Genomic DNA, 21,110 nt, shown 5'->3' on the forward strand with positions numbered 1-21,110 from the left:
GTCTAAAGGAACGTGGAAGGGGTAATATTAAGAAAGCGAACCCGAAGGTTCGCTTGTTTAAGTTTTTAAATTGGCTGTTTAATTTAGCTGGCCTTCTTCACACTCTTCCCACTCATTGAAAAGACTGTCGTCATTGGCTGTGCGCCATATTTCGTATACATAAGTAATTTCTGGGATTTCTCTAATATTGAAAGAGAAATGGAAGCCTTCAGACTTATCGTCATTACGAATACAAGGCACTGCAGGTACTACGGTTTGAAATGCTAAGCTTTCGCCTTGTTGAATAACACGTCCTTCATATAGGTTTTCAAAACGAGGGGTAAGACTCGCAAGACCACCATTAATATGGCTCACCTTAACATTTTCAACTGTATACGCACTGTCCATAGCACTTAGCTCCCACTGCACATAGCCTTCTTCTAAGAATGGACGCGAGCTTGCACTAAAGCCATTTGCAAATGGTGGAATTGTTTCATACGGTAGTGGGTGCCATAAGCTTTCGCCATCTTCATTAATGCTTCGTAAGCGAACACCTTTCGCTTCTGATAATGGGTCAACTTTAACAACAAAATCATATTGTGGTGCATCGTCTATTAAATCAGTCGCTGAATAACGGAATGTATAAGTACCTGGTTTAGTAAACACTTGACCGCGTGTGGCAGGACAATCAGCTTCATCAGGGTAACTTGTGAATTCTCCACCTTCAGGCGTGCTAATTAACTCTTCATGGGTGAATACTTCGTCACCATCAGCATCAACCGTAACAGGGCGATGTAATAATGACATGCACGGTAAGATTTGATAGTAATCTTCACCTGGCTGTAGTCTTCCCCAGCTACGTGCCCACACAACAGAACGAATTTCAGGCGCAGTATTGGTAAGTTTTGCAAGGCCATTATCTTCTGCATAAGTTTTTGCAAAAAGTCCGCGGTCATCTTCAACAATCAAGCGCGCAGTATATGAGCCTGGTACATCAGTTACCACGCGAGCACGGCGATACTCTTGGGTTTCAGGTTCAATAACTGGCTCAATAACCGCGTTACTGCCATCTGGACGATCAACAAGTTCCCAATGGAATGTCATTGGATCATCATTTGGGTCTTCACTTGATGCATCGAATACAAGTGCATCACCTACAATAACTGATTTAGATTGAGCATCTACACCGCGTGTTGAAGGCTGCCCATTAACATTACCAATTTTAGCTTCCATTGTTGCATTGGTTGTTAGTTGATTAACACCATCAGATACGACCATTCGTACTTTATACATGCCTTCAACATCAAGCTTTTGGATCTTTTTACCCATTGGCTTCCAAGAACCAATATCAACTAACTCAACAGTACTTGTTTCTGGCTTTTCTATAAGTTCCGCACTGATTATTTGCAGTGCTTCACCTTCTGGATCATAGCCTGAAAAATTAAACTCAGCGCGTAAACCAACTTCTTGTTCACCAATACTATAAGAAGGGAAATAGCCTGTTGCGAGTAACTCGCCAACGGGTGCTTTGTTTTCATTAGACTCAGGATCTTTCTCTACAGTTACAAGAACTTCACGCTCTTCGCTTTTTCTTGCACCATCAAACACAAACAGTACCAATGAATACTCTCCCGCTGCAGCTGGCGTAAAAGTAAGTGTATCTGTTGTTCTTCCTGTTAATTCAGGTAATGGAATAGCATCTGGTTCAACAGGACTGTAAGCCCATTTCCAACGGTATTGTAAAGACGCTCCTTCAGGGTCATTACTTTGTGATGCATCAAGCGTGACTGTTTGCCCAAGCTTAACCGTCACATCGTCAGCAATCGCAACAGGTGGAGCATTACCTGATGAAACAGTTACGGTAACCGTTTTTGGTTCACTGGCAATATTTCCGTAATAAACAACCAACTCTAGTTTGTAATCTCCAGCTACATCAACAAATAGAGTAGCTAAACTAAGTGTTTCATTGCTTAAATAACCCGCACTCTCAGCCGGTTTTTCAACAATCTTCCATTGATAATCTAAACTGCCTGTCTCGCCTGTAGGAGGTAAACTGGCACTTGCATCTAGGCCGACACTCGTTGTGCCCAAACTTACACTGTATACAGGCTCAGTGATTGCTGTCGGATATGGTGATGTTGCATTAAAAGTAATGCGTGTTGCTTCACTGTTATTAACACCATCATTAACAATAAGACTAATGACATATTCACCAGGAAGATCAGCCACAAAATCGGTGCTAAGACTATCGTTACTGGTTAAAGCTGCTTCACTTTGTTCTGGGCGAGAAATAAGTTGCCATTGATAACTAAGTTCTTTGTTATCAGCGCTACTACTTTGATCAGCACTTAGTTGAATTTGTACTGCACCATCTTTAAGTGAAAACGTTGTTTGTTCTGTACTGCTAGTGATAACAGCCGTCGGTTTTTGTTCAACAACAACAGGGGTGCTATCGTCGTTACCACCACCTCCACCACAAGCGGTTAGCGCTAAAGCTAGCCCTATAGCAGTGAATGTATGTAGCATCAATTTCATCGGGGTCTCCTTGCAGGTTTTTCTGGCAATTAAAATTGTAAAGTTAAGCTAAGCTTGGCTGTGCGCCCTGGGGCTGGCACAAGTCCTAAGCTCAATGCGTCTAAGTAGTAACGATCGGTAATATTATCGATAGTAAAATCAAGGGTCGCCGTATCGTTAAATTGGTATGAACTGTAGAAATCTAAAAGGTTATAGCTGTGCCATAGCACAGGCTCATTAAAACCTGTTGGTGCGTTGTATCGAGGAATTGAGTTTCTCTCGCCCATAAAGGTAGCGCGTAAACCAGTCTCGAATTTTTGATCAAAAAGACGTAAGCCTAAATGCATGCTGGCATGCCAGTTAGGCGGGATCATATTATTGATGTAGCTCTCAGGGATCCCCCAGTCATTACAGTAATAGCGTACATAGCTACCAACATTACACACTTCAATATGGGAATATTTAGTGCCACTTAATTCAACTAACCAAAAAGGTGTTGTGTAACTAAAGTTCAACTCAACACCATTAAGATCTAAACTGTCGATATTGCGCATGCGGAAAAAATCGAGCATACCGCCTTGTGATTGCTCCCATGCATTTGGTTGTGTTCGAGTCAAATAGTCATCTACATGATTCTCGAAATAGGCAAGCTTGATAGCCAGTTGCTCTGTGTTATTCGCTATTTTTTCGTTTAAATAATTAATACCCAATTCTTGGTTTTTGGCATGCTCGGGTTTCAGAGGGATATCAAGCACAGGGCTCACAGACCAGCCCGAAGTACTTTCAAACAAGCTTGGCATGCGTAAAGCTTCTGCGTGTCTAATGTATAATTGAAGACCGTCTAACGCTTGCCATGTTAAAGCAATAAGCGGCGCACTACCTGAGTGACTATTCTGATAATTGACAGGGACACAGCCTCCTTGCCCATCAGGTGTGCATGCGGGATCATTGGGCTTAAGCTCTAAAGGATTATTATCTTTTGAAGAGAAATGACTAAAGCGTAATCCTGCTTCTAATTGCCACTGCTTTGTAATTTGCCAATCTACGGCGCTAAAAGCACTAAACTCTTTACGCCAACCGCTTCTTGAACCAGCATAAAAACCTTCTGTTTGGGGCGTGTCGGTATCCATATCTTCCCACTGCCCAGCAATGCCATAGCTCAATGCAAGTTCGCCATGATCGTAAAACATCATTTTATTACTAAATTCAGCACCCCAACGCTGATAGTCATCTTTTCGAGCTATGTTATCGGCAATATCCACCGAGCCGACATCTGGCGTATTTAAATCTGTAATCGCATCTGTGTGCCACAAATTAGCCGAAAAGTCGGCCCAATCATAAGTAAGCGGTTGCCATTTGTATTTTAATGTATAGGTATGGTTTGTTACTTCGCTGTCAAGCCATTGTCTTGCTTGACCAAAAGAGCGAATTTGCGAAGGCATCATTTCGCCATATTCGCTGTTATAAAGGATATAACTCATCTCTAAGCTATGATCTTTTGGCATCACCAAGTTCGTTTTAAGTAATACCGACTCACTACTGAAATTTGTATTTGGTATACGCTCATTAGCACGAAATCTTGACGCACCTTCCACTGACACTGGGGTCTCGGTATACCAAGCCATTTTAACCGGCTCACCATAAATCAATTCGGGTTTAGGGCCATGGCTACCTGCATAATAATTGCCTTGTTCACGCTTAGCGTAAGCACCAACTAAGTCACCCCAACTAAAGCGTTTTGCTGCAGCGACACTCCCCGCGTAACTCGCAAACTCTAACAAACTAGGCCTGTCCATTCCTTCTTCTGGGGCAAAATGCTCAGGCATCAAGTACTGTTCAGTACAATAAGTTGGAAAGCGACAGTCTGAGCGATAAGCATTACGAGGGAGATAATAGCCTGCATAGGTTCCAGGCTGAGGTGCGTTTGAGCTATTACCAATAGCACTCGCTCTTAAACGTACACCTGACAGCTCACCTTCTTTGACAATATCGTCTGCATTAAGAGTGCTAACACTTACTAATCCGCCCGTCGCACCGGTCCCTTGCGCGTCCATAACAGGGCCTTTACTAATCGTCATTGAGCCAATTAAATCAGGGTCAATATAACTGCGGCTAGAGACACCTGAATACCCTCGATAAACAGTTGTTTCTTGGCGACTTCCATCAATAATAACTGGCACACGGCCTTGACCTTGCATACCGCGGATATTGATGTCTAAACCACCTGAGTTACGGTTCTCACTGACTAATACCCCAGGTGTACCTTGGAATATATCGCCAACACTGGTACCGCGAAATCGTTCAATATCTTGCTGAGTGATGACGTTTACCGATTTTGCCTCGGTATAGGTTTTATTTTTTAGTTTATTGTGTTGTCCCTGAACTTGAATAGTATCAAGAGCAATCACATCTGATTGTGGCTTTGCTTTAATGATCCAAGCGTTTTGAGCAATCAAAAACGCTTCTAATGAGGTTGATTGTAAAAGTTTATTTAAAGCCGTTTCTGTGCTGTAGCGTCCTTTAAGCTCTAATACAGAGATATTTTTTACGATTTGCTCATCAAAGCTCAGTGTGATCCCTGCTTGTCGTGAAAGCAGCGTTAATGAATCACCTAGATTACCTGCAGGTAAGTCAAATTGAACTAATGTGAAATTAGCTGAACTAGCTGATGATTGCGCCGCATAAATTGGGGCCACAGACAACAGGCTCGAAACAAATATGGCACAGCTAGTAAGCAATACACGAGACGGCATGTGAGTTTCCTTTTTTCGTTACATACCTATAAAGCCGAACGAAAAATGAAAAGCCGTAAAAATAAATGAGAATTATTTTACTTTGGTAAAATTTCAGCCCAGAAACGGGTCAGATAGTTAAGCTTTGCGCCCAATGACTGTGCGACAGTTGATAAAATTAAATCTGTATCTGAAAGCTGAAATACACCAGAAATTAGCGTGTCGTTTAAACTTGGATGACAACGAATATGGCCGCTTCGATAACGAGCCAGCTCGTGTAAAAAATCGGCAAGCGGCATGGCTCTGGCAGTGAGTAGATTTTGACGCCAACTACTGTAATCAAAAACCCCAGAATTTAACGAAAATTGTTTATTGGAAAAGAGTTGATACGTTGAGCCTGCTTGTAGGGATAAACTGTTTTCACCTGCCGCTGCACTATAATGCAGTAGGCCTTTATTTACTTGTACAATCGCATGGCTTGCCTCATGACGAACAAATACTTCTGCGTTTTGAGTAGCAAATACACCATGCGCAGTGTGCAGTTGAACAGGTGCATCAATAGCTGCGGTTTTTAAAAATAACTCGCCTTGCGTGAGCGTAATAGAATTACTCTTGTGCTCATCAATTTCTACCGTACTATGGCGGTTTAACCACAGTTGGCTATTTTTGAAAACGGTAAATTCTTCGCGACTATTTCTGGTTGATAAATCGGCACTTAAATAATGACGAACGCCTTGCTGCTCAGCTAAAAAAGCCACACCAGCTACACTTAGTGTCGTACCAAGCGCGCTTTTGAGCAAACGTCTACGCTGCAGATTATCAATTTCATGGTCTGTTTTTTGTAATGTTTCTCGTGCATACCCGGCGGACTTAACAGCAACATCACTAAATGCTTTATCAAGGTGTAGTAACCGAGCACATGCCAGCTCATGCAATGGATCTGCACTGCGCCACTTCACAAAATGTGCCTGCTCTGCCTCACTGATGCTGCCAGATTCAATTTTAATTTGCCATCGAATTGCTTGTTGAACTATGTGTTCTGGAATATGAGCTTGATTGTGATTGAGTCTAAAATTCATCAGATTTAGCTGTCAAAATAAACAAGTTGGTAGCACTGTAGTGTTGCTTTAGCGATATATTTTTCGACTGAAGATAAACTTACTTTTAGTTCGCTTGCGACATCTTTATAACTCATGCCATCCAATCTAACCATTAAAAAAGCTTTTTTTTCTTTTGCTTTCAAACCCGTGAGTAACTTGTCAATTTGCTCAAGTAAGTTAAGCAACTCTAATTGCTCTTCGGGCGAAAAGTAGTCAGACTCAGGCATTGATTCGAGCATGCTTTGATAATTACGTTCAAGCACTTGCCTGCGTAATTGATCTGTCATCAAGTTACCAGCAACTTTCGTAAGCCAGGCACGAGGGCTACGCATATCATCATAAAGCATTGGCTTATTTAACAATTTTATAAACGTATCTTGCGCCAGATCCTGGGCATTATCAGCACTACTTGTTCGCTTAGCAATCCAACGAACTAACCATTCGTGGTGTTCTTGATACAGCGAGTTGAACCCAGTTCTGTTAGTGGTCTTGCTAGTCAAAATTTACAAAGTCCCGTTGCGTGGCAGGTGGACATTATAAACAATAATCATTCTCATTCAAGCTAATTTATTAGGTAAACCTTCTTAATTATTAATTAAAGTGAAATTCTTTTTAATTATCAGCCATTGCATGAGGAATACGATCAATAAAAGGTTTAAACAAATAACTCAGCATCGAACGCTCTCCATTTTTAACAAATGCTTGAACTGGCATCCCTGGCTGTAACACCAAATCTTTTAGCAGCGCTTGTTCATTGACGCGAATAGTTACTTGATAATAAGGTTGCCCAGTTCGTTGGTCGTTGACAATATCTTGTGTCAGGCTATCTATATTGCCTTTTACCTTTGGCGTGGTGCTGGTATTAAAAGCATTAAATAGCAAATCAACTTCTTGACCAAGTAAGATGCTATCAATTAGATGAACTGGTACTTTCGCATCGACAATAAGAGTTTGGCCTTTAGGCATTATTTCCATTAATAATTGTGATTGGGATACTACATCACCAAACGCATTAAGGCCTACGACTTGCCCCGCTGCTGGTGCGCGAACTTCACTATTATCCAGGCTAAATTGAGCCGTAATGATCTGCTGTTTGAAATGACTAATACTTGCTTGATTGGTAGCCATCTGTTGACTGAGATCTTGTTTGTAAGCTTTTATTGTCTGTTGTAATTGAGTGTCTTGCTCTAATAACCTGGCCTGTTGTGCTTTTAGTTCTGCTTGTGAATTTGCTGAATCAGCACTGATCTCCGCAGCTTGTGCCTGTAATTGATAAAGTTTTTCTTGTGATTGATAGCCTTTATCAACTAAAGCTTGTGTGTCTCTAAGCCAGTTTTTATATACCGCCAATTGCTGTTGCTGACTGGCAACCACATTTTGTAGGCCTAAAATTCTCGATTGCGTAGTGTGTTTGTTATTTTCTAACAGTAAGAGTTTAGCATCCTGTGTTGCTTTTCTTTGTACAAACAATTGCTGATGCAAGCGCATAGCCTCTTCGGCTTGTGGTAATGCTATTTCGGTTAGCGCTGATGAATAATGCAACTTCGGCGTTTGTGTAAACTCAGCATATAAACGTTCCTTTTCTGCCAGTGCCATATAATATTGAGTTGTTGCGGCCTCAAGCTGACTTTTAGCGACTCGGTTATCGAGGGTCACTAAAGGCTGATTTTTCTCAACCCACTGACCATTTTGCACTAACAGCTGGGCAAGCACCCCACTTTGTGGAGCTTGTATTTGTTTTTTTCTTCCAGATACAATAACTTGACCTTCAATCACAGCACCTTTATCCAGTGGTGCAAAGGCTCCCCAAAGTAAAAAAACACCCAAACTTAGTACCGTCATAATCCAGCCCCAAAGAATGTATTTACGACCTGCTATGCCGTGTTGAGCATTCATGCTATTGCCACTCCCTGTTGACTTTGTTTGGCTCTTTGCATGGCGTTTAATACGTTTTCTTTAGCGCCAAATGCCTGAACATGGCCTTTGTTTAGTAACAAAATTTTATCGCTCATAGCTAAAATATTCGCTCTGTGAGTTATGAATATCACACTACTTCCAGCTTGCTTTAACGTTTTGATTGTTGCTGCTAACGCAGCCTCACCGCTGTCGTCTAAATTCGCATTTGCTTCATCTAAAATAACCACCTTAGGATCAGCATACACTGCTCTTGCAAGACCTATGCGCTGTTTTTCGCCGCCCGATAAACCGGTTCCGGCTTCACCTAGTTGCGTTTCATATCCATTACTTAACTTGAGTATCATGTCATGGACCCCAGCCAACTTCGCGGCTTTAATCACCAAGTGATCATCCACCTCGCCAAATCGTGCAATATTTTGCGCGATACTGCCTGCAAAAAGGCTCACATTCTGTGGTAAATAACCAATAAAAGGGCCTAAGCTTTGTTTATTCCACTGAAACACATCTGCGCCATCTAAACGCACTTTACCTATACGCGGCTCCCAAATACCGCATAGCATTCTCGCAATTGATGATTTACCAGCACCTGAGGGGCCTATAATGGCCAAAATTTCTGCTGGTTCAAGCTCAAAACTAATATTTTTAAGAACAGGATGCTGAGCCATTGGTGGGATTAAAGTGGCGTTCTCAATGGTTAATTTACCGCTTGGTTTAGGTAAACAAAGCCCTTCCTTTACTGATGGATATTGACATAACAAGCCATTTAAACGTTGTTGTGATTGCTTAACTGATTGCCATTGTTTAAAAGCACCAACCAATTGCTCAACTGGCGAGAGCATGCGTCCTGCCAAAATAGAGCCCGCAATCATCATTCCAGCTGTTATTTCTCCCGCAACAGCTAACCATGCGCCTGCACCTAGCATCATTGACTGTAATGCGAGTCGTAAAACTTTACTGGTTGCAGTAAGCACAGAACTTAAATTACTCGCTTCACTTTGATGGCAAATTCCAGCCCAGTGCTCTGATTGCCATCGTTCTTGTAAATTTTGCTGCATACCCATGGCTTGAGCAACTTCGGCATTATTAATGATATCGCTGGCGAGTCTGTTAGCATTTGTAGTTGCTTGAGAGGCTAAAACTAGAGACTGTTTAGCCCATAATTCATTTGCTAAAGCTAAAGCAAATAACACTAAACTACCAACCAATGCGAGCGTGCCCAATAAAGGGTGAAAAAAGAACAGAATGACTAAGAAAATAGGCGCCCAAGGCGCATCAAAAAAGGCAAACACGCTACTCCCAGTCATAAACTGACGAACTTGATTAAGATCGTTAATCAGTAGTCCTGAGTTAGCGTTACCAGTTTTAAGTTGATGCTGATATAACGCATTAAATACACGGTTGTGTAAAGTTTTATCAAATTGCTGACTAATGCTTATTAATACTCGGCTCCGGATCCACTCCAGCCCCCCCATTAATAAGAAAAATACCGCAACCATCGAAGAGATTAGCCATAAGGTGTCTAAATTTGCTGAGCTCAAAACGCGATCATAAACCTGCAACATGTAGATTGCAGGCAACAGCATTAATACATTAATGACTGCACTAAACCCTGCAACATGATAAAAACTGCGCATTTGCAGCTTTAAAGCATCTTTAAGTGGTTTACTAAGCGCTTGCGAAGCCTTCATTTAAACCTCGTTGTACGAACTGGTTTAAACAATGCTGCCGCAGTTAACAAAAACAGCCAACGCCAGTCTAAACTGCCGCCATTACCATAGCTAAGTGACTCACTGTCTTTTGCTTTTGCTTCTGCATCCACATACAAGGTTGCTAGGGCAGCAAAACGACTATTCACATCGCTATCCTTACAATTAACTGTCAATGTATAAACCCCTGTCTGTGGCGAAATAACCATACTGCCTTGCGGCTCTAGTGGCGAATTAGGTTGCCAGTCGCCAATCACTGTTTCCCCCGTTGCTTTACAATCGGTTGCGTTAAAACTAGACCAGGTCACTTCCGCTTGCTCTCCTTGCTTTATAGACCCTGGAGTTATGCTGATTGACACTGAGCCTGTCGGCTGTTGAGCACTTAAATCTACTTCAAATACAGTACCGAATTTATCATTGAGGTATTTATTACCAGAATTATCGGTGTACCCTCGGCCACCATATAAGGTGGTGCCGTATAAGTTACCGTTTGCAGCTAACATAATACCGGTTGGCACTTTGCCGTCGGCATCAACATCTATCCCCGCTTTAAAAGAGTGTACATGTTCAAAACCACTTTCAACGACCACGCCATTTTCAACTTTAATATCTGCGAGGCGAATGCGATAAATGGTGCCATTCCCGGTTACTTCCCCGAATTCCGAGGGATAGGGGTTACCTTGCTTTACGCTTATAACTTCATCTTTATGGGCACCGCCCCCCATCGTTGTACCATAAAGGTAGCCATTGTCCGTAATCGCCATTGGTCCGCGGGGCTGACTGCCATCTAAGTCACTAAATGTATGCACTAACACAAAATCAGAACCATCTTTTTTTACTCTAAATACAGAGCCAAAAGGGTTACTGCCATCATAATGAGGATATTCTGTATGGATGAGGTTTTCTTTATCGGTCACAGAATATAAGTCATAGCTACCACCACAAATGCCATTATCAAATTTTGCCTCTTGCTGATTGTGAACGATTATTCCTTTTGTTTTACACGTACCTACCGACGTGGTGCCGTATAAATAACCTTGTTGGTCTTCAACCAAATAGGTGGCTATACGCGCAGCTTCACCTCTTGTCCACGGAACTTCTCCCTCGGCTAAGGTAAACTCGTGTATAATTTCAGGGCTTTGTACTGGGTCGTTACTTAAGTCCATTGCGTAGAGGGCGCCGACAATAAAATCATCATCAATCGAGAGTGTATCTAAAAATGGTGTGCCTCTGGGGTAGGCCAAATAGCCAAATAATGTATTACCACTCAATAACATACCTCCCGCACCAGTATAATAGCCATGCGGGTTATTGTTAAAACTATGCAGTTCAATCAGGGTATTATCGGCGTCTAAGCGCATTAACCGCGAGTAAGATTCGCCGTCTGTGTCTATAAACAGTAGCCGCCCCTGCTGATCAAAAATGGGCTGAACGTTAGGTTGACTGCTAAGCTCTTCTTCACTGTTATCAAAAACAATATTTTTATTACTGCCATCTGAGTGGACATAAAAAATGTTACCATCTAAATCAATACTATAAAGCCTATCGAGCTGTGGATGCTCAGCAAACCCCACGTATGATTTAATATCTTTAGCCAATGAAAAATAATGACCTTGCACCGGCGCCAGCCCCCACATATTTGCTGCCCTAGTGTCGTTACCAAAAATATCTACATGTCCTGTGGATGATATTCCCAGCAGTTGGTCTCGCTCAGCATTATAGATAGGGGGTGCATAGGGTTTCCCTGCCGTAGGCCAACCTTCAGGGCCACTATAATGAAGTGAAGTCAGGTAATTTACACTAACATCGTCAACCGCCGTGGTAGCAAAACAAGAAAGCGGCAAAGTGAATAAAAAAATGCAGAGTGTTTTCATAGCTAGCTCAATAAATTTTAAGTAGCACTGCAGCAAAGCTACAGTGCAGTTAGATTATGCAACGAGTTCGTATTCGACAAAGCTTGAAACACCAATAGTCTCAAGTGATGCAAAGCTAGCAGCACCAGTGTCGTTTAGGGTTAAGTCAATTCCATTGTCAGATAGTAAAGTAGTGAAGTAATCAAACTCCGCATCTTTTAAGCCATCTACAATGTTATGGGTGGTATTGTCACCAGTTGTACGGTCAATCACATTGCCGCTTGTATCAATACCGGCATTTAGGCCTATGGTATCTAGACCATCGAAACTAACTAACTCATCAGTGAAGCTGTATTCACCGTTAGCATCTTGAGTGATGCCGTAACCAAAGGAAATTGAGGCAATTTCACCGTAAATTGTATGAGATGGGCTAGAGAAGAAGGTGTAATCTAAGTAAGAGCCATCAGCAGCCTGAATGATAAAGCCTAGGCTGCCATCGCTTGAAGTGCCCTCTTGCACAAATTGCGTGCCAGAGAATGTGCCAAAGCTCCCCCAAAAACCTAAATCTACAATAGGATCTGGATTTTCAGTACCAGCGAAACTACCAATGCTTTCATCGTAAGTTGTATCCGTAAAAAACTCACTTGCGTAGGTGAAAAAGTCATTTAAACTGCCGTAGCTATAATTTGCACCATATGAAACTTGTATAGACATAATATTTCCTTTTCTGTTTTTGTAATGACCTAGAGGTCTGAAATAGTCATATCAATTGCGCGCCAGATTGATATGACTGGGTTAATTAGCAAAACTGGTTGCTAATTTAGCTTTTAATTTTGTTACGAAAGCGTCTACCAACTAATAAACCAAGAGCCAAGATTACACCGCCAAATGCCCCACCACTGCTGCTATTATCTTCTGGTTCAGGCTCTGGTTCTGGTGCAGGATTAACTAAAATATCCAAAGTTTGAACATAGTCAGTTTGGTCGTTATCTTGGCAAGTTAGAATGTATGATTTGTTGCCATCAGTGCTTGGCTCGATAGTTTCGGTACCACTGGTTTCTTTTGTACCTTCCCAGTCACCACTAGCCGTACATTGGCTTAAGTTAGATGTTTGCCAATTTAACTCTACGCTTTCTCCTAAGGTGATTTCGGTAACTGAAGAAGTAAAGTTCAGCTCTGGTTTTGGATTTACAACCACATTAACTAACTGAACATGTGTTTTTTGGTCAGTGTCTTGGCAACTTAATAAATAAGATTTTTCACCTTCAGAGCTTGGCTCAATTGATTCAGTACCACTGGCTTCTTTTGCACCTTGCCAATCGCCACTGGCAGTACATTGGCTTAAGTTGGTTGACTGCCAGTTGACTTCAACACTCTCTCCTAAAGTTATTTCAGTGGTTTGAGTATTAAACTCCAAGGCATGCTCTTTTACAGTGAATTGATATACGCTTCCTGTGTCGTTTACCGCGTCGCCATTGGTGGCACCGTAAATAATTTGTTCGCCATTCACTAGCGCACCAGCAGTTAAACCTACTGGTAAAGGTGAGGCTTGATCTGCAAAGTGGAGTACAAGCTGAAAATTGTCTTGCTCTTTATCAAGGTCACGTGCATCTGTACTTAGATTAATACGAAATAGCACACCTGAATTATCGTCACTGCCTCCGGCGCTTGTTGTACCGTAAATATTTCCATCTGCTGCAACTACAAGTGGACCCGCTGGCGTTTTACCATTTAGGTTTGTTTCTGCTTCATTTTGTTCTGAACCAAATGTATGTAACACGGTAAATGCGTCTAAATTGGTTTTGTGGGCACGCCATACTGTTTTAGCTGACGTTCCATATAACCAATCACCGCTTTCTACTAACGAGTTGGTTGCTAAGGTATGGTCATCGATAAGACCATGTAGGTTATTAGAAAAGGTTTTTAAAATTTGTACTTCTGAGCTGCCATCCGTTTTAGCATTAGTTAAATCTAGCTTAAACAAGGTGCCGCTTGGGAAGTCGCCATCTTCTAAGCCTTCGGTACTGCCTGCTCCATCAGACTTTGAAGATTTATGTGCAAGGCCATAAATAGCATTATCTTGTTCACTGTATATCAATGAGGCAGGCGCTTCACCTTTAGTAAAAATATTGCCTTGTTTATATTCATCACGGCTAAAGTCAATCAGTACAGCGATTTCACCTTCACTATTAAGGCGCAGTAATGCACTATAATCACTACCTCGTTCATAAGCGGCAAAATAGATGTTGTCTTGTGCATCTATCGTCATCAAGCCTTGTACTCGGAAGTCTCCGCCATTAATACTAGAGAGATCCAAATGCGATAGTGCGTCCTCTATTACTTCGCCTTCACTCCATTTGAATAATGTTCTGTTTGCGCCACCGTAAACAACTCCCTGACTATCAACCACGGTATTCGTTACAAAGGCTAGCGTGTCGTTATTTACTTCGTTTATATATGTGGTGTAGTCGGTTAACTCGCCATCGGTTAATTGGGGAGTGAAGCTATAAATACCCGACTGCGTTAGCGTGGCAAAGTCACTACCACCACCAGAAAGAAAAGTACCTATTAATTTACCATTATGGGTATTTAATGTTGGTGGTTTTGCAGGCATCATGCCTTTATCGCCGCCCATCATAATGGTCGGCGGTGTACCAAATGCATGTAATTGTTGTAGGTTAATTTCAGCGGCACTTGCAAGATTTGCGCTAAACAATGCACTGGTAATAAGGGCTAGCTTAAAGGTATGTCGCATTTTTATTCCTTTATTATTTAAAATGTTGCGGTTAATTGAGCAGTGGCGGTGCGCCCAGGCGCAATCCAATATGAAGTACCATTTGCTTCGGCATAATTGAGATCGGTCAGGTTGTCGACCGACATACGTAATTTAAACTGTGATGTGAATTGATATTCCAACCAAAAGTCATAAACTTGCCAGTCAACAACGTCTTCATAAGCGCTGCCACCACGACCGTCGTTATCTTCGTAACGCATTCGAGCGCCTAACTTTAAAGTGTCTTCAAATAACTTTAAGCCTAGGGTCAATGCACCACTATGTTTAGGTGGAGGGATATAGTTCAAGCTTCCCGATCCAGCTTGACCCATACTTGTTTCTGGATAACCTACTTGGCTGCCGAGAGGAAATGGATCATAGCCTCCCTTGCCAAGGTCAACATTCATTTTGGTGTAATTAAGCTCAGCAAATAGCCTTTTTGATTCATAATCAGCTTGCAGTTCAAGGCCATCAAAACGGATTTCATCTTGTAAATTGACATAACTCAATGTCATTCCATTGTCATCAATAGAAGTAGGTCTCATCACGCGACCTTGGACAATAAAGTTATCGATGGTATTTTCGAACCATGCTGTTTTAATGAATAAATCGTGGCCTTTGGCTATATCAAGCAACTCAAAATTAAGACCAATTTCATTATTCCAAGCTTCTTCAGCTTCAAGTCCAGGGTTTGGGTAAAAAGGGAAAGAGTTACCAACATGAGCACCAAATAATAAGGTTTCTGTGATTTCAGGCGGCCTGACTGCCTGAGCTGAACTTAAGTAGCCTTGTATTTTATCGTTAAAGCGATAGGCTAAACGCATATTTGGTGAAAGGTAATTTTCATGCCGGTCAACGTCAAAGTCGGTATAGATCAAAGTGCGACTAGGCGAAACTCCGGGAGGGTTAAGAATGTAACCAGAGTATATTTCTCCACCTCCTTGCAGTGAAAATTGCTCATAGCGCAAACCTGATTCAAAAGAAAAATGCTCGCCGTATTGCCATTCTGCTTGAATATAAGCACTGCCTAGAGAGCGATCACCTTCAGGGGTTGCACCTGTAAACCAAGATGGGTCGCCAGTTCCTGGCGTTTGCTGTATTGCTTGAGGCTCTGTCCAGTCTTTAAAATACTCGCCGCCTAAAGTAACTAATAACAATGACTCATGTTGTGTTAACCAATCATGCTTGAGACTAAAAAAGGCAAGATTATCAACAACCATACCTAGGGTGTTGGTTTCATATTGCAATTTAAACTCGCCGTAGGGATTGCTGCTTTCTCCCATTTCATAAACATGCTGACGCATTTGAGTGCGGTTGTAATAAACACTGGCATTAAGATTGAGGTAATTTGAGTTTGCAGCCCATGTGTAATCTAATTTAATCGTATCGTTATTAAGTGAACTGCTACTTTCGGGCTCTGCATCTACTGATGTCGTTGAGCCTTCTTCAAAGTTGCCATAAAAGCCGATATAACTAAGTTTTACTGACTGCTCTTTATTTATTGTGTAATCAGCTTTGAGTAATGACGACCAGTTATCTTGCTCGGTAAAGTTACTCATTGCGCTAAAGTAATTACTAGAATCAGCATTACCACCATGTTGGCCTGGCTTAAAACGGCCAACATTCTTATGCCCTACCGCAGCAACAAGTTCTAGATCTTTTCCCACACGCACAGTAGACGCTAATAAGCCTTGCATGTGATAGGCATTGTTGCCAGATGAAATGGCTAGCTTAGTACCATGATCTTTACCGGGAGCCGCCAAATCATCAAATTCAAGCGTTTTAAAATTTACAACACCAGCAATCGCGCCAGCACCACCACTTTCGCCTACTGGTCCCTTTGCAATTTCGACACTCGACAGTAATTGAGGATCTAAATAAACCATCCCATTAGCACCATGACCACTTCGTTTGAAGTTCTGCCTAGCTCCGTCAATCATCACATTAACTCGACCAAAATCTTGTAAGCCACGAACATTTACTGCAACCCCAGGCTCCTGCCGAGTTTGGGAAGTGGTAACACCTGAAACGTTATAGAAAATATCTGATGTATCACGTGGGGCAATACGTTGAAGCTGAGCTTGATCAAGTTGAGTATTTGAAGAGGCTGATTGATAAATTTCTATACGCTTATTAGATGTAGCCTGAACCTCTAAGGTATCGAGTAAAATATCACCATTTGATTGGGCTAAGAGTGCACGTATAACATAACTTCCATTAGCCGTTTTCTCGGCATACAAGCCAGTCCCTAAGAGAAGCTGTTGGAACCCTGTATCAAGTTCGAACTCCCCTTTTAGACCAGTTGATTGCAGATCGCCAACTTGCTTAGGATCAAACTGCAGCAAGATGCCTGTTTGGAGGGCAAATGTATTAAGTGCTTCAGCCAAACTACCTTGCGGTATATCAAGTTGGTGGGCTTGATCCGCTAACACCTTTGCAGAAAATGTAAATTGCAAGCATAGCAAGACTGTAAAAATTAAACGCGATAAGCGGCCTTTTAACATAAATAGTTCTCATTATTTTTTAGAGCTATTAATAGGACGCAGCAAAATCAAAAAGCAGTAATAAAATTTATTAATTAATGAAAATAATTTTATAACTTATTTTATTTCAATGAGATATATTCAAAATACTTAGCGACAGAGGTATGGGTCACCGCGGGTTCTGACGCTATCATCTGTAGCGCCATAGCAATATTGTCTGTTGGGTAAACACCTGAAACTCGGATATGTTCAAGTGCGGATTGGTTGTAAATAAACACGCCTTGATAATGAGGCTCAAGCAAACTTAATAACCTAGCTAAACTCATATTATTAGCAACTAACCTATTATTTAACCATGCTAATTCTATATCGGGGTTTGCAGCTGTTGGCCCAATGAGGTGACTATTAGCCACTGACATTGCTTGACCTTCCTTACCTACGACACATTTTTGAGCAGGTAAATAGCACAGCTCTACTTTTGATTCACTCACAACGACAAAGGTATCTTGTTCGTGGCGTTTAACAGTAAATTGTGTCCCCAAGGCTGTTGCCGTTGCTTTATCTGTTTCCACCACTAATGGCCAACTTGAATTAGTTTTTGCCACTAAATGTATCTCTCCCTGATTCAACTTAATCAATCGTTGCTTAGAACTAAATTCTATATCCACTTGGGTTTGCGCGTTGAGAGTCAGTATGGAGCCATCTTTAAGCTCAACAGTTTTTTGCTCCCCTTTTAGAGTGTAATAATCAGAACTGATTCCTGTTAGACCTACATGACTGGCTATGAGACCAAACCCGACAAAAAGTGCCGATAAAACGACCGATTTAGCAAAATGATTAGACTTAGGCTTATCTTTATCTAGTACCCTATTAAGGATTTTCGAATCAAAATGGCTGTTATCAGTGCTGTCAAATTCGCGCCACAGTGCTTGCAATTCTGAATAAGCTTTTTGATTTTCAGGATCGGCTTTGAGCCACTGACTATGGGCTTGAATATCGGCATCGGTGAAGTTGTCAGAATTGAGTAAAACACACCAATTTGCGGCTTGTTCAAGCTTAGATTTGTAGTCTGGGTACTGTACGGACATTATGGCTTAATCGAGTAATTGACTGTGACAATGAAGCAATGTTTGAGCGATATATTTTTGCACCATACTCACCGATATATTCAGTTCCTGAGCAATTTCTTGATACTTCAGACCATCTAACCTTGCCATTAAGAATGCGCGCCTTGGTTTATCTGCTAACCCTTCAAGTAAGCGCGATAACGCCTCTAGTTTTTGAATCATTTCATGCACTTCTTCACACGAAGGGGCATATTCTTGTGAAGACTCTAACTGAGCTTCAAGGTAGGCTTGCTCAATGCGTTTACGTCTTGCTTTATCGATAATTAAACGATTTGCAATTGTAGCAAGGTAAGCACGGGGTTCTTTCACTTCAAATAAATCAATTGACGAAGTCAGAGCACGAATAAATGTGTCTTGTGAAAGGTCTTGTGCATCATGATGGCAATGAAGGTTAAGTTTCTTCTGTAAAAACCTTAATAACCAAAATTGATTGTCGCGAACAAATAGATCCATACCGGTGTAATTAAGCACTGCGGTTCCCTACCAACAACGGCAAATGATAACAATTATCATTACCGTATCATTGTTATTTCTTCAAGGCAAGTTTGTTGTTTAAAATATGATAATTACTACTTTTGGCTAATCTCTTTTCAAAACATTCCATTCAATCAGAGAATTACAACGAATCGCTTAAGGCAAATGCCCGCCGTCGACAAAAAATTTTAATTTTTATTACGGGAAAATGATTTTGGTGCGTCTTATTAAATATGATGTTTATTTTTTTCGCCATTTTTGTCAGTTGGCTGGAGTAGGTTTAATGAAATTTGGAGTAGTGCTTTTTGTGGCTCTTGTTGGCTTTTTTTCCGGGCATAGTTATTCATCTGAGCAAGACCCAGTAAATGAAATAGTAAGCCAAGTAACTAAATTAGATAACCCACAATTAGCCGATAGCGCAGCTTTTGTTAGTCATGATCTGTCGCCTTGGGGTATGTATTTAGCGGCCGATGTGATTGTTAAAACCGTTATGATTGGCCTACTACTAGCTTCAATTGTGTGTTGGGGTATTTTTATCGCGAAGCTTATTTATCTTAATAAAAGTAAACGTGAAGGCAGGGCTTTATTAGTCAAACTATTAAATAGTCATAACTTAAAAATGGCAGAACAAGGTTTAACTCAAGAGCCAAGTACGGCAAAACTATTAATTCAAGCTTGCCTACATGAGCTTAACTTAAGTAGTAATAACGCAACGACAAGTGATGCATTAAAAGAGCGTGTTGCAGCTCGATTAGATAGGGTAAAAGCCGAGCTATCTGCAGATATGAACAAAGGAACGGGGGTTTTAGCAACCATTGGTTCTGTTGCTCCATTTGTTGGTTTGTTTGGTACTGTTTGGGGGATTATGAATAGCTTTATTAGCATCGCCAAAACACAAACAACCAACCTTGCTGTTGTCGCGCCAGGCATAGCTGAAGCATTACTTGCAACAGCTCTTGGTTTAGTTGCAGCAATTCCCGCAGTTGTAATGTACAACTATTTTTCACGCTCTATAACAGCCTATAAATCGCAATTGTTAGACACAGTGACTGTCATAATGACAATCCTTAGCCGAGATTTATCAGCAAAAGATTCTCAAGCAAAACCATTAGAGCAGTTAATTGACTATCAGCAAATCAAAGCTGCAGGGAAATAAAGCCGTGTCTTTTAACTTACAACAAGATGATGAAGAACTAGTTGAACAACATGACATTAATGTCACGCCGTTTATTGATGTTATGTTGGTTTTACTGATTATTTTTATGGTTGCTGCACCATTAGCAACAGTTAGCGTGCCTGTTGAACTACCCAGTATTGATTCTGAAACGAAAGCCTCTGAACAAAAACCAACTTACCTTACATTACAAAAAGATTTGTCTTTGGTTATTGGTGAAAAGCAGTCTGTCGCGAAAACCGAACTAGTTGAAGCGTTATTGCAGCAAAAAATCACTCATGAGCACGCAATTTTGATCCGCGCAGATCGCAGTGTGGATTACGGGGACTTTGTTGATTTGCTGAATATTCTTTCTAAAGCAGGCTATAAGAACATTGCGTTAGTTGGGCTAGAAAAAACACAAGCGAGTCAGCAGTAATGAGCATGATAGCTGGCCAGCCAACGCTTAGAACAGGCTATCGTAAATTACAGTTACTCTGTGTTTCAACAGTATTAGTTGTTCATCTATTGGTTGCAGCTTACTTTATTATGAGCCCAGCAGTTGCAATAACACAAACGGCAAATGCCGCAATGCCTGATGCCGTCGTCATTAGTATGGTAGCCGCACCTAAAGTACCCAAAAATGCACTACCTGAGGGGCCTGAACAACAGATGGCAAGTCAATCCTCAGCTGAGAGTAAGCCTAAACCCAAACCAAAAGAACAACCAAAAGTCGAGCAACCAGAGCTTATCGCCAAGCAGTCTGAAATTAAAATTACAAAGCCTAAAGTAACTAAAAAACCCAAAGTAGCTAAAGTTGAAAAAGTGCAAGAAACAGCTGTTGATGACGCTAAGCCTGTTAAAGAGAAAGTTGAACAGACAAAACAAAATTCCCAGAACGACAGCGCTGTTGCACAGACAACTGCACCAAAATCAATTGATGCAGCCCCAGCAGAACAGCGTACAGGCCCAGTAAGTAATGTATTTAGCAAGCAACAAGCTGAGGCTAAGCAGCGCTGGCAAATGCAATTATCAGCTCACCTTGAAAGACGTAAACGCTATCCTCGAATGGCAAAACTGAAACGTCAGCAAGGCGTACCTTGGGTCAAATTTACAATGGATCGAGAAGGCCAAGTAATTGCAGTCTCTTTATTTAGAGCAAGCGGTGTGTCATCCCTTGATGAAGAGGTACTTGCTCTGGTCAAACGCGCAGAACCATTACCCTTACCCCCAGACGAAATAACAGGTACTACATTAACGCTCACCTTACCTGTTGAATTTTTTATAAATTAAATATTA

15 protein-coding genes are annotated in these 21,110 nt (G+C 41.4%); 3 read left to right on the forward strand and 12 right to left on the reverse strand.

Going from position 1 to position 21,110, the window contains the following annotated elements:
* Positions 1-78 precede the first annotated feature (78 nt).
* The 12 genes from CWC02_RS09225 to CWC02_RS09280 all read right to left on the reverse strand — a co-directional run bounded on the left by CWC02_RS09225 (position 79) and on the right by CWC02_RS09280 (position 18,655).
* Positions 79-2,514: a PKD domain-containing protein gene (locus CWC02_RS09225; RefSeq protein WP_138617817.1), complete on the reverse strand. Its 2,436-nt coding sequence runs from the start codon at positions 2,512-2,514 to the stop codon at positions 79-81.
* A 29-nt stretch (positions 2,515-2,543) separates the two neighbouring features.
* Positions 2,544-5,246, reverse strand: a complete 2,703-nt coding sequence (locus tag CWC02_RS09230; RefSeq protein ID WP_138617819.1) for a TonB-dependent receptor — start codon at positions 5,244-5,246, stop codon at positions 2,544-2,546.
* Positions 5,247-5,323: 77 nt separating this feature from the next.
* Positions 5,324-6,304 (reverse strand): DUF4880 domain-containing protein, encoded by a 981-nt coding sequence (locus CWC02_RS09235; protein WP_138617821.1) that lies wholly within the window; start codon positions 6,302-6,304, stop codon positions 5,324-5,326.
* A 5-nt stretch (positions 6,305-6,309) separates the two neighbouring features.
* Complete coding sequence (locus CWC02_RS09240) at positions 6,310-6,825, reverse strand: sigma-70 family RNA polymerase sigma factor (RefSeq protein WP_054553565.1); 516 nt, start codon at positions 6,823-6,825, stop codon at positions 6,310-6,312.
* Positions 6,826-6,937: 112 nt separating this feature from the next.
* On the reverse strand, positions 6,938-8,221 hold the full coding sequence (locus CWC02_RS09245) for an HlyD family type I secretion periplasmic adaptor subunit (RefSeq protein WP_138617823.1): 1,284 nt from the start codon (positions 8,219-8,221) through the stop codon (positions 6,938-6,940).
* Positions 8,218-9,930: a type I secretion system permease/ATPase gene (locus CWC02_RS09250; protein WP_138617825.1), complete on the reverse strand. Its 1,713-nt coding sequence runs from the start codon at positions 9,928-9,930 to the stop codon at positions 8,218-8,220. Before CWC02_RS09250 ends, CWC02_RS09245 begins: the two co-directional genes overlap by 4 nt.
* A complete protein-coding gene (locus CWC02_RS09255) occupies positions 9,927-11,822 on the reverse strand; it encodes a hypothetical protein (protein ID WP_138617827.1) in 1,896 nt (631 codons plus the stop codon). Before CWC02_RS09255 ends, CWC02_RS09250 begins: the two co-directional genes overlap by 4 nt.
* A gap of 54 nt (positions 11,823-11,876) precedes the next feature.
* Positions 11,877-12,515, reverse strand: coding sequence for a heme acquisition protein HasA (locus CWC02_RS09260; protein WP_138599167.1), 639 nt, complete (start codon positions 12,513-12,515; stop codon positions 11,877-11,879).
* Between the two features lie 106 nt (positions 12,516-12,621).
* Complete coding sequence (locus CWC02_RS09265; RefSeq protein ID WP_138617829.1) at positions 12,622-14,556, reverse strand: choice-of-anchor tandem repeat GloVer-containing protein; 1,935 nt, start codon at positions 14,554-14,556, stop codon at positions 12,622-12,624.
* Positions 14,557-14,573: 17 nt separating this feature from the next.
* A complete protein-coding gene (locus CWC02_RS09270) occupies positions 14,574-17,078 on the reverse strand; it encodes a TonB-dependent receptor (RefSeq protein WP_138617831.1) in 2,505 nt (834 codons plus the stop codon).
* 101 nt (positions 17,079-17,179) lie between these two features.
* Positions 17,180-18,145, reverse strand: coding sequence for a FecR family protein (locus CWC02_RS09275; RefSeq protein ID WP_138599164.1), 966 nt, complete (start codon positions 18,143-18,145; stop codon positions 17,180-17,182).
* Positions 18,146-18,151: 6 nt separating this feature from the next.
* Positions 18,152-18,655, reverse strand: coding sequence for a sigma-70 family RNA polymerase sigma factor (locus CWC02_RS09280; RefSeq protein WP_200909101.1), 504 nt, complete (start codon positions 18,653-18,655; stop codon positions 18,152-18,154).
* 286 nt (positions 18,656-18,941) lie between these two features.
* Here CWC02_RS09280 and exbB point away from each other — a divergent pair, with 286 nt between their 5' ends.
* From exbB to CWC02_RS09295, 3 genes are read left to right on the forward strand one after another with little or no spacing between them, the layout of a single operon-like run.
* A complete protein-coding gene (gene exbB, locus CWC02_RS09285) occupies positions 18,942-19,814 on the forward strand; it encodes a tonB-system energizer ExbB (RefSeq protein ID WP_212751476.1) in 873 nt (290 codons plus the stop codon).
* A gap of 4 nt (positions 19,815-19,818) precedes the next feature.
* Positions 19,819-20,250 carry a biopolymer transporter ExbD gene (locus CWC02_RS09290; RefSeq protein ID WP_054553556.1) on the forward strand — a complete coding sequence of 144 codons (432 nt, stop codon included), beginning with the start codon at positions 19,819-19,821 and terminating at the stop codon, positions 20,248-20,250.
* Positions 20,250-21,104 carry an energy transducer TonB gene (locus CWC02_RS09295; RefSeq protein WP_138617835.1) on the forward strand — a complete coding sequence of 285 codons (855 nt, stop codon included), beginning with the start codon at positions 20,250-20,252 and terminating at the stop codon, positions 21,102-21,104. Before CWC02_RS09290 ends, CWC02_RS09295 begins: the two co-directional genes overlap by 1 nt.
* Positions 21,105-21,110: the final 6 nt, after the last annotated feature.

This window comes from Pseudoalteromonas sp. S2721, from assembly GCF_005887425.1.
Classification (GTDB): Bacteria; Pseudomonadota; Gammaproteobacteria; order Enterobacterales; family Alteromonadaceae; genus Pseudoalteromonas; species Pseudoalteromonas simplex.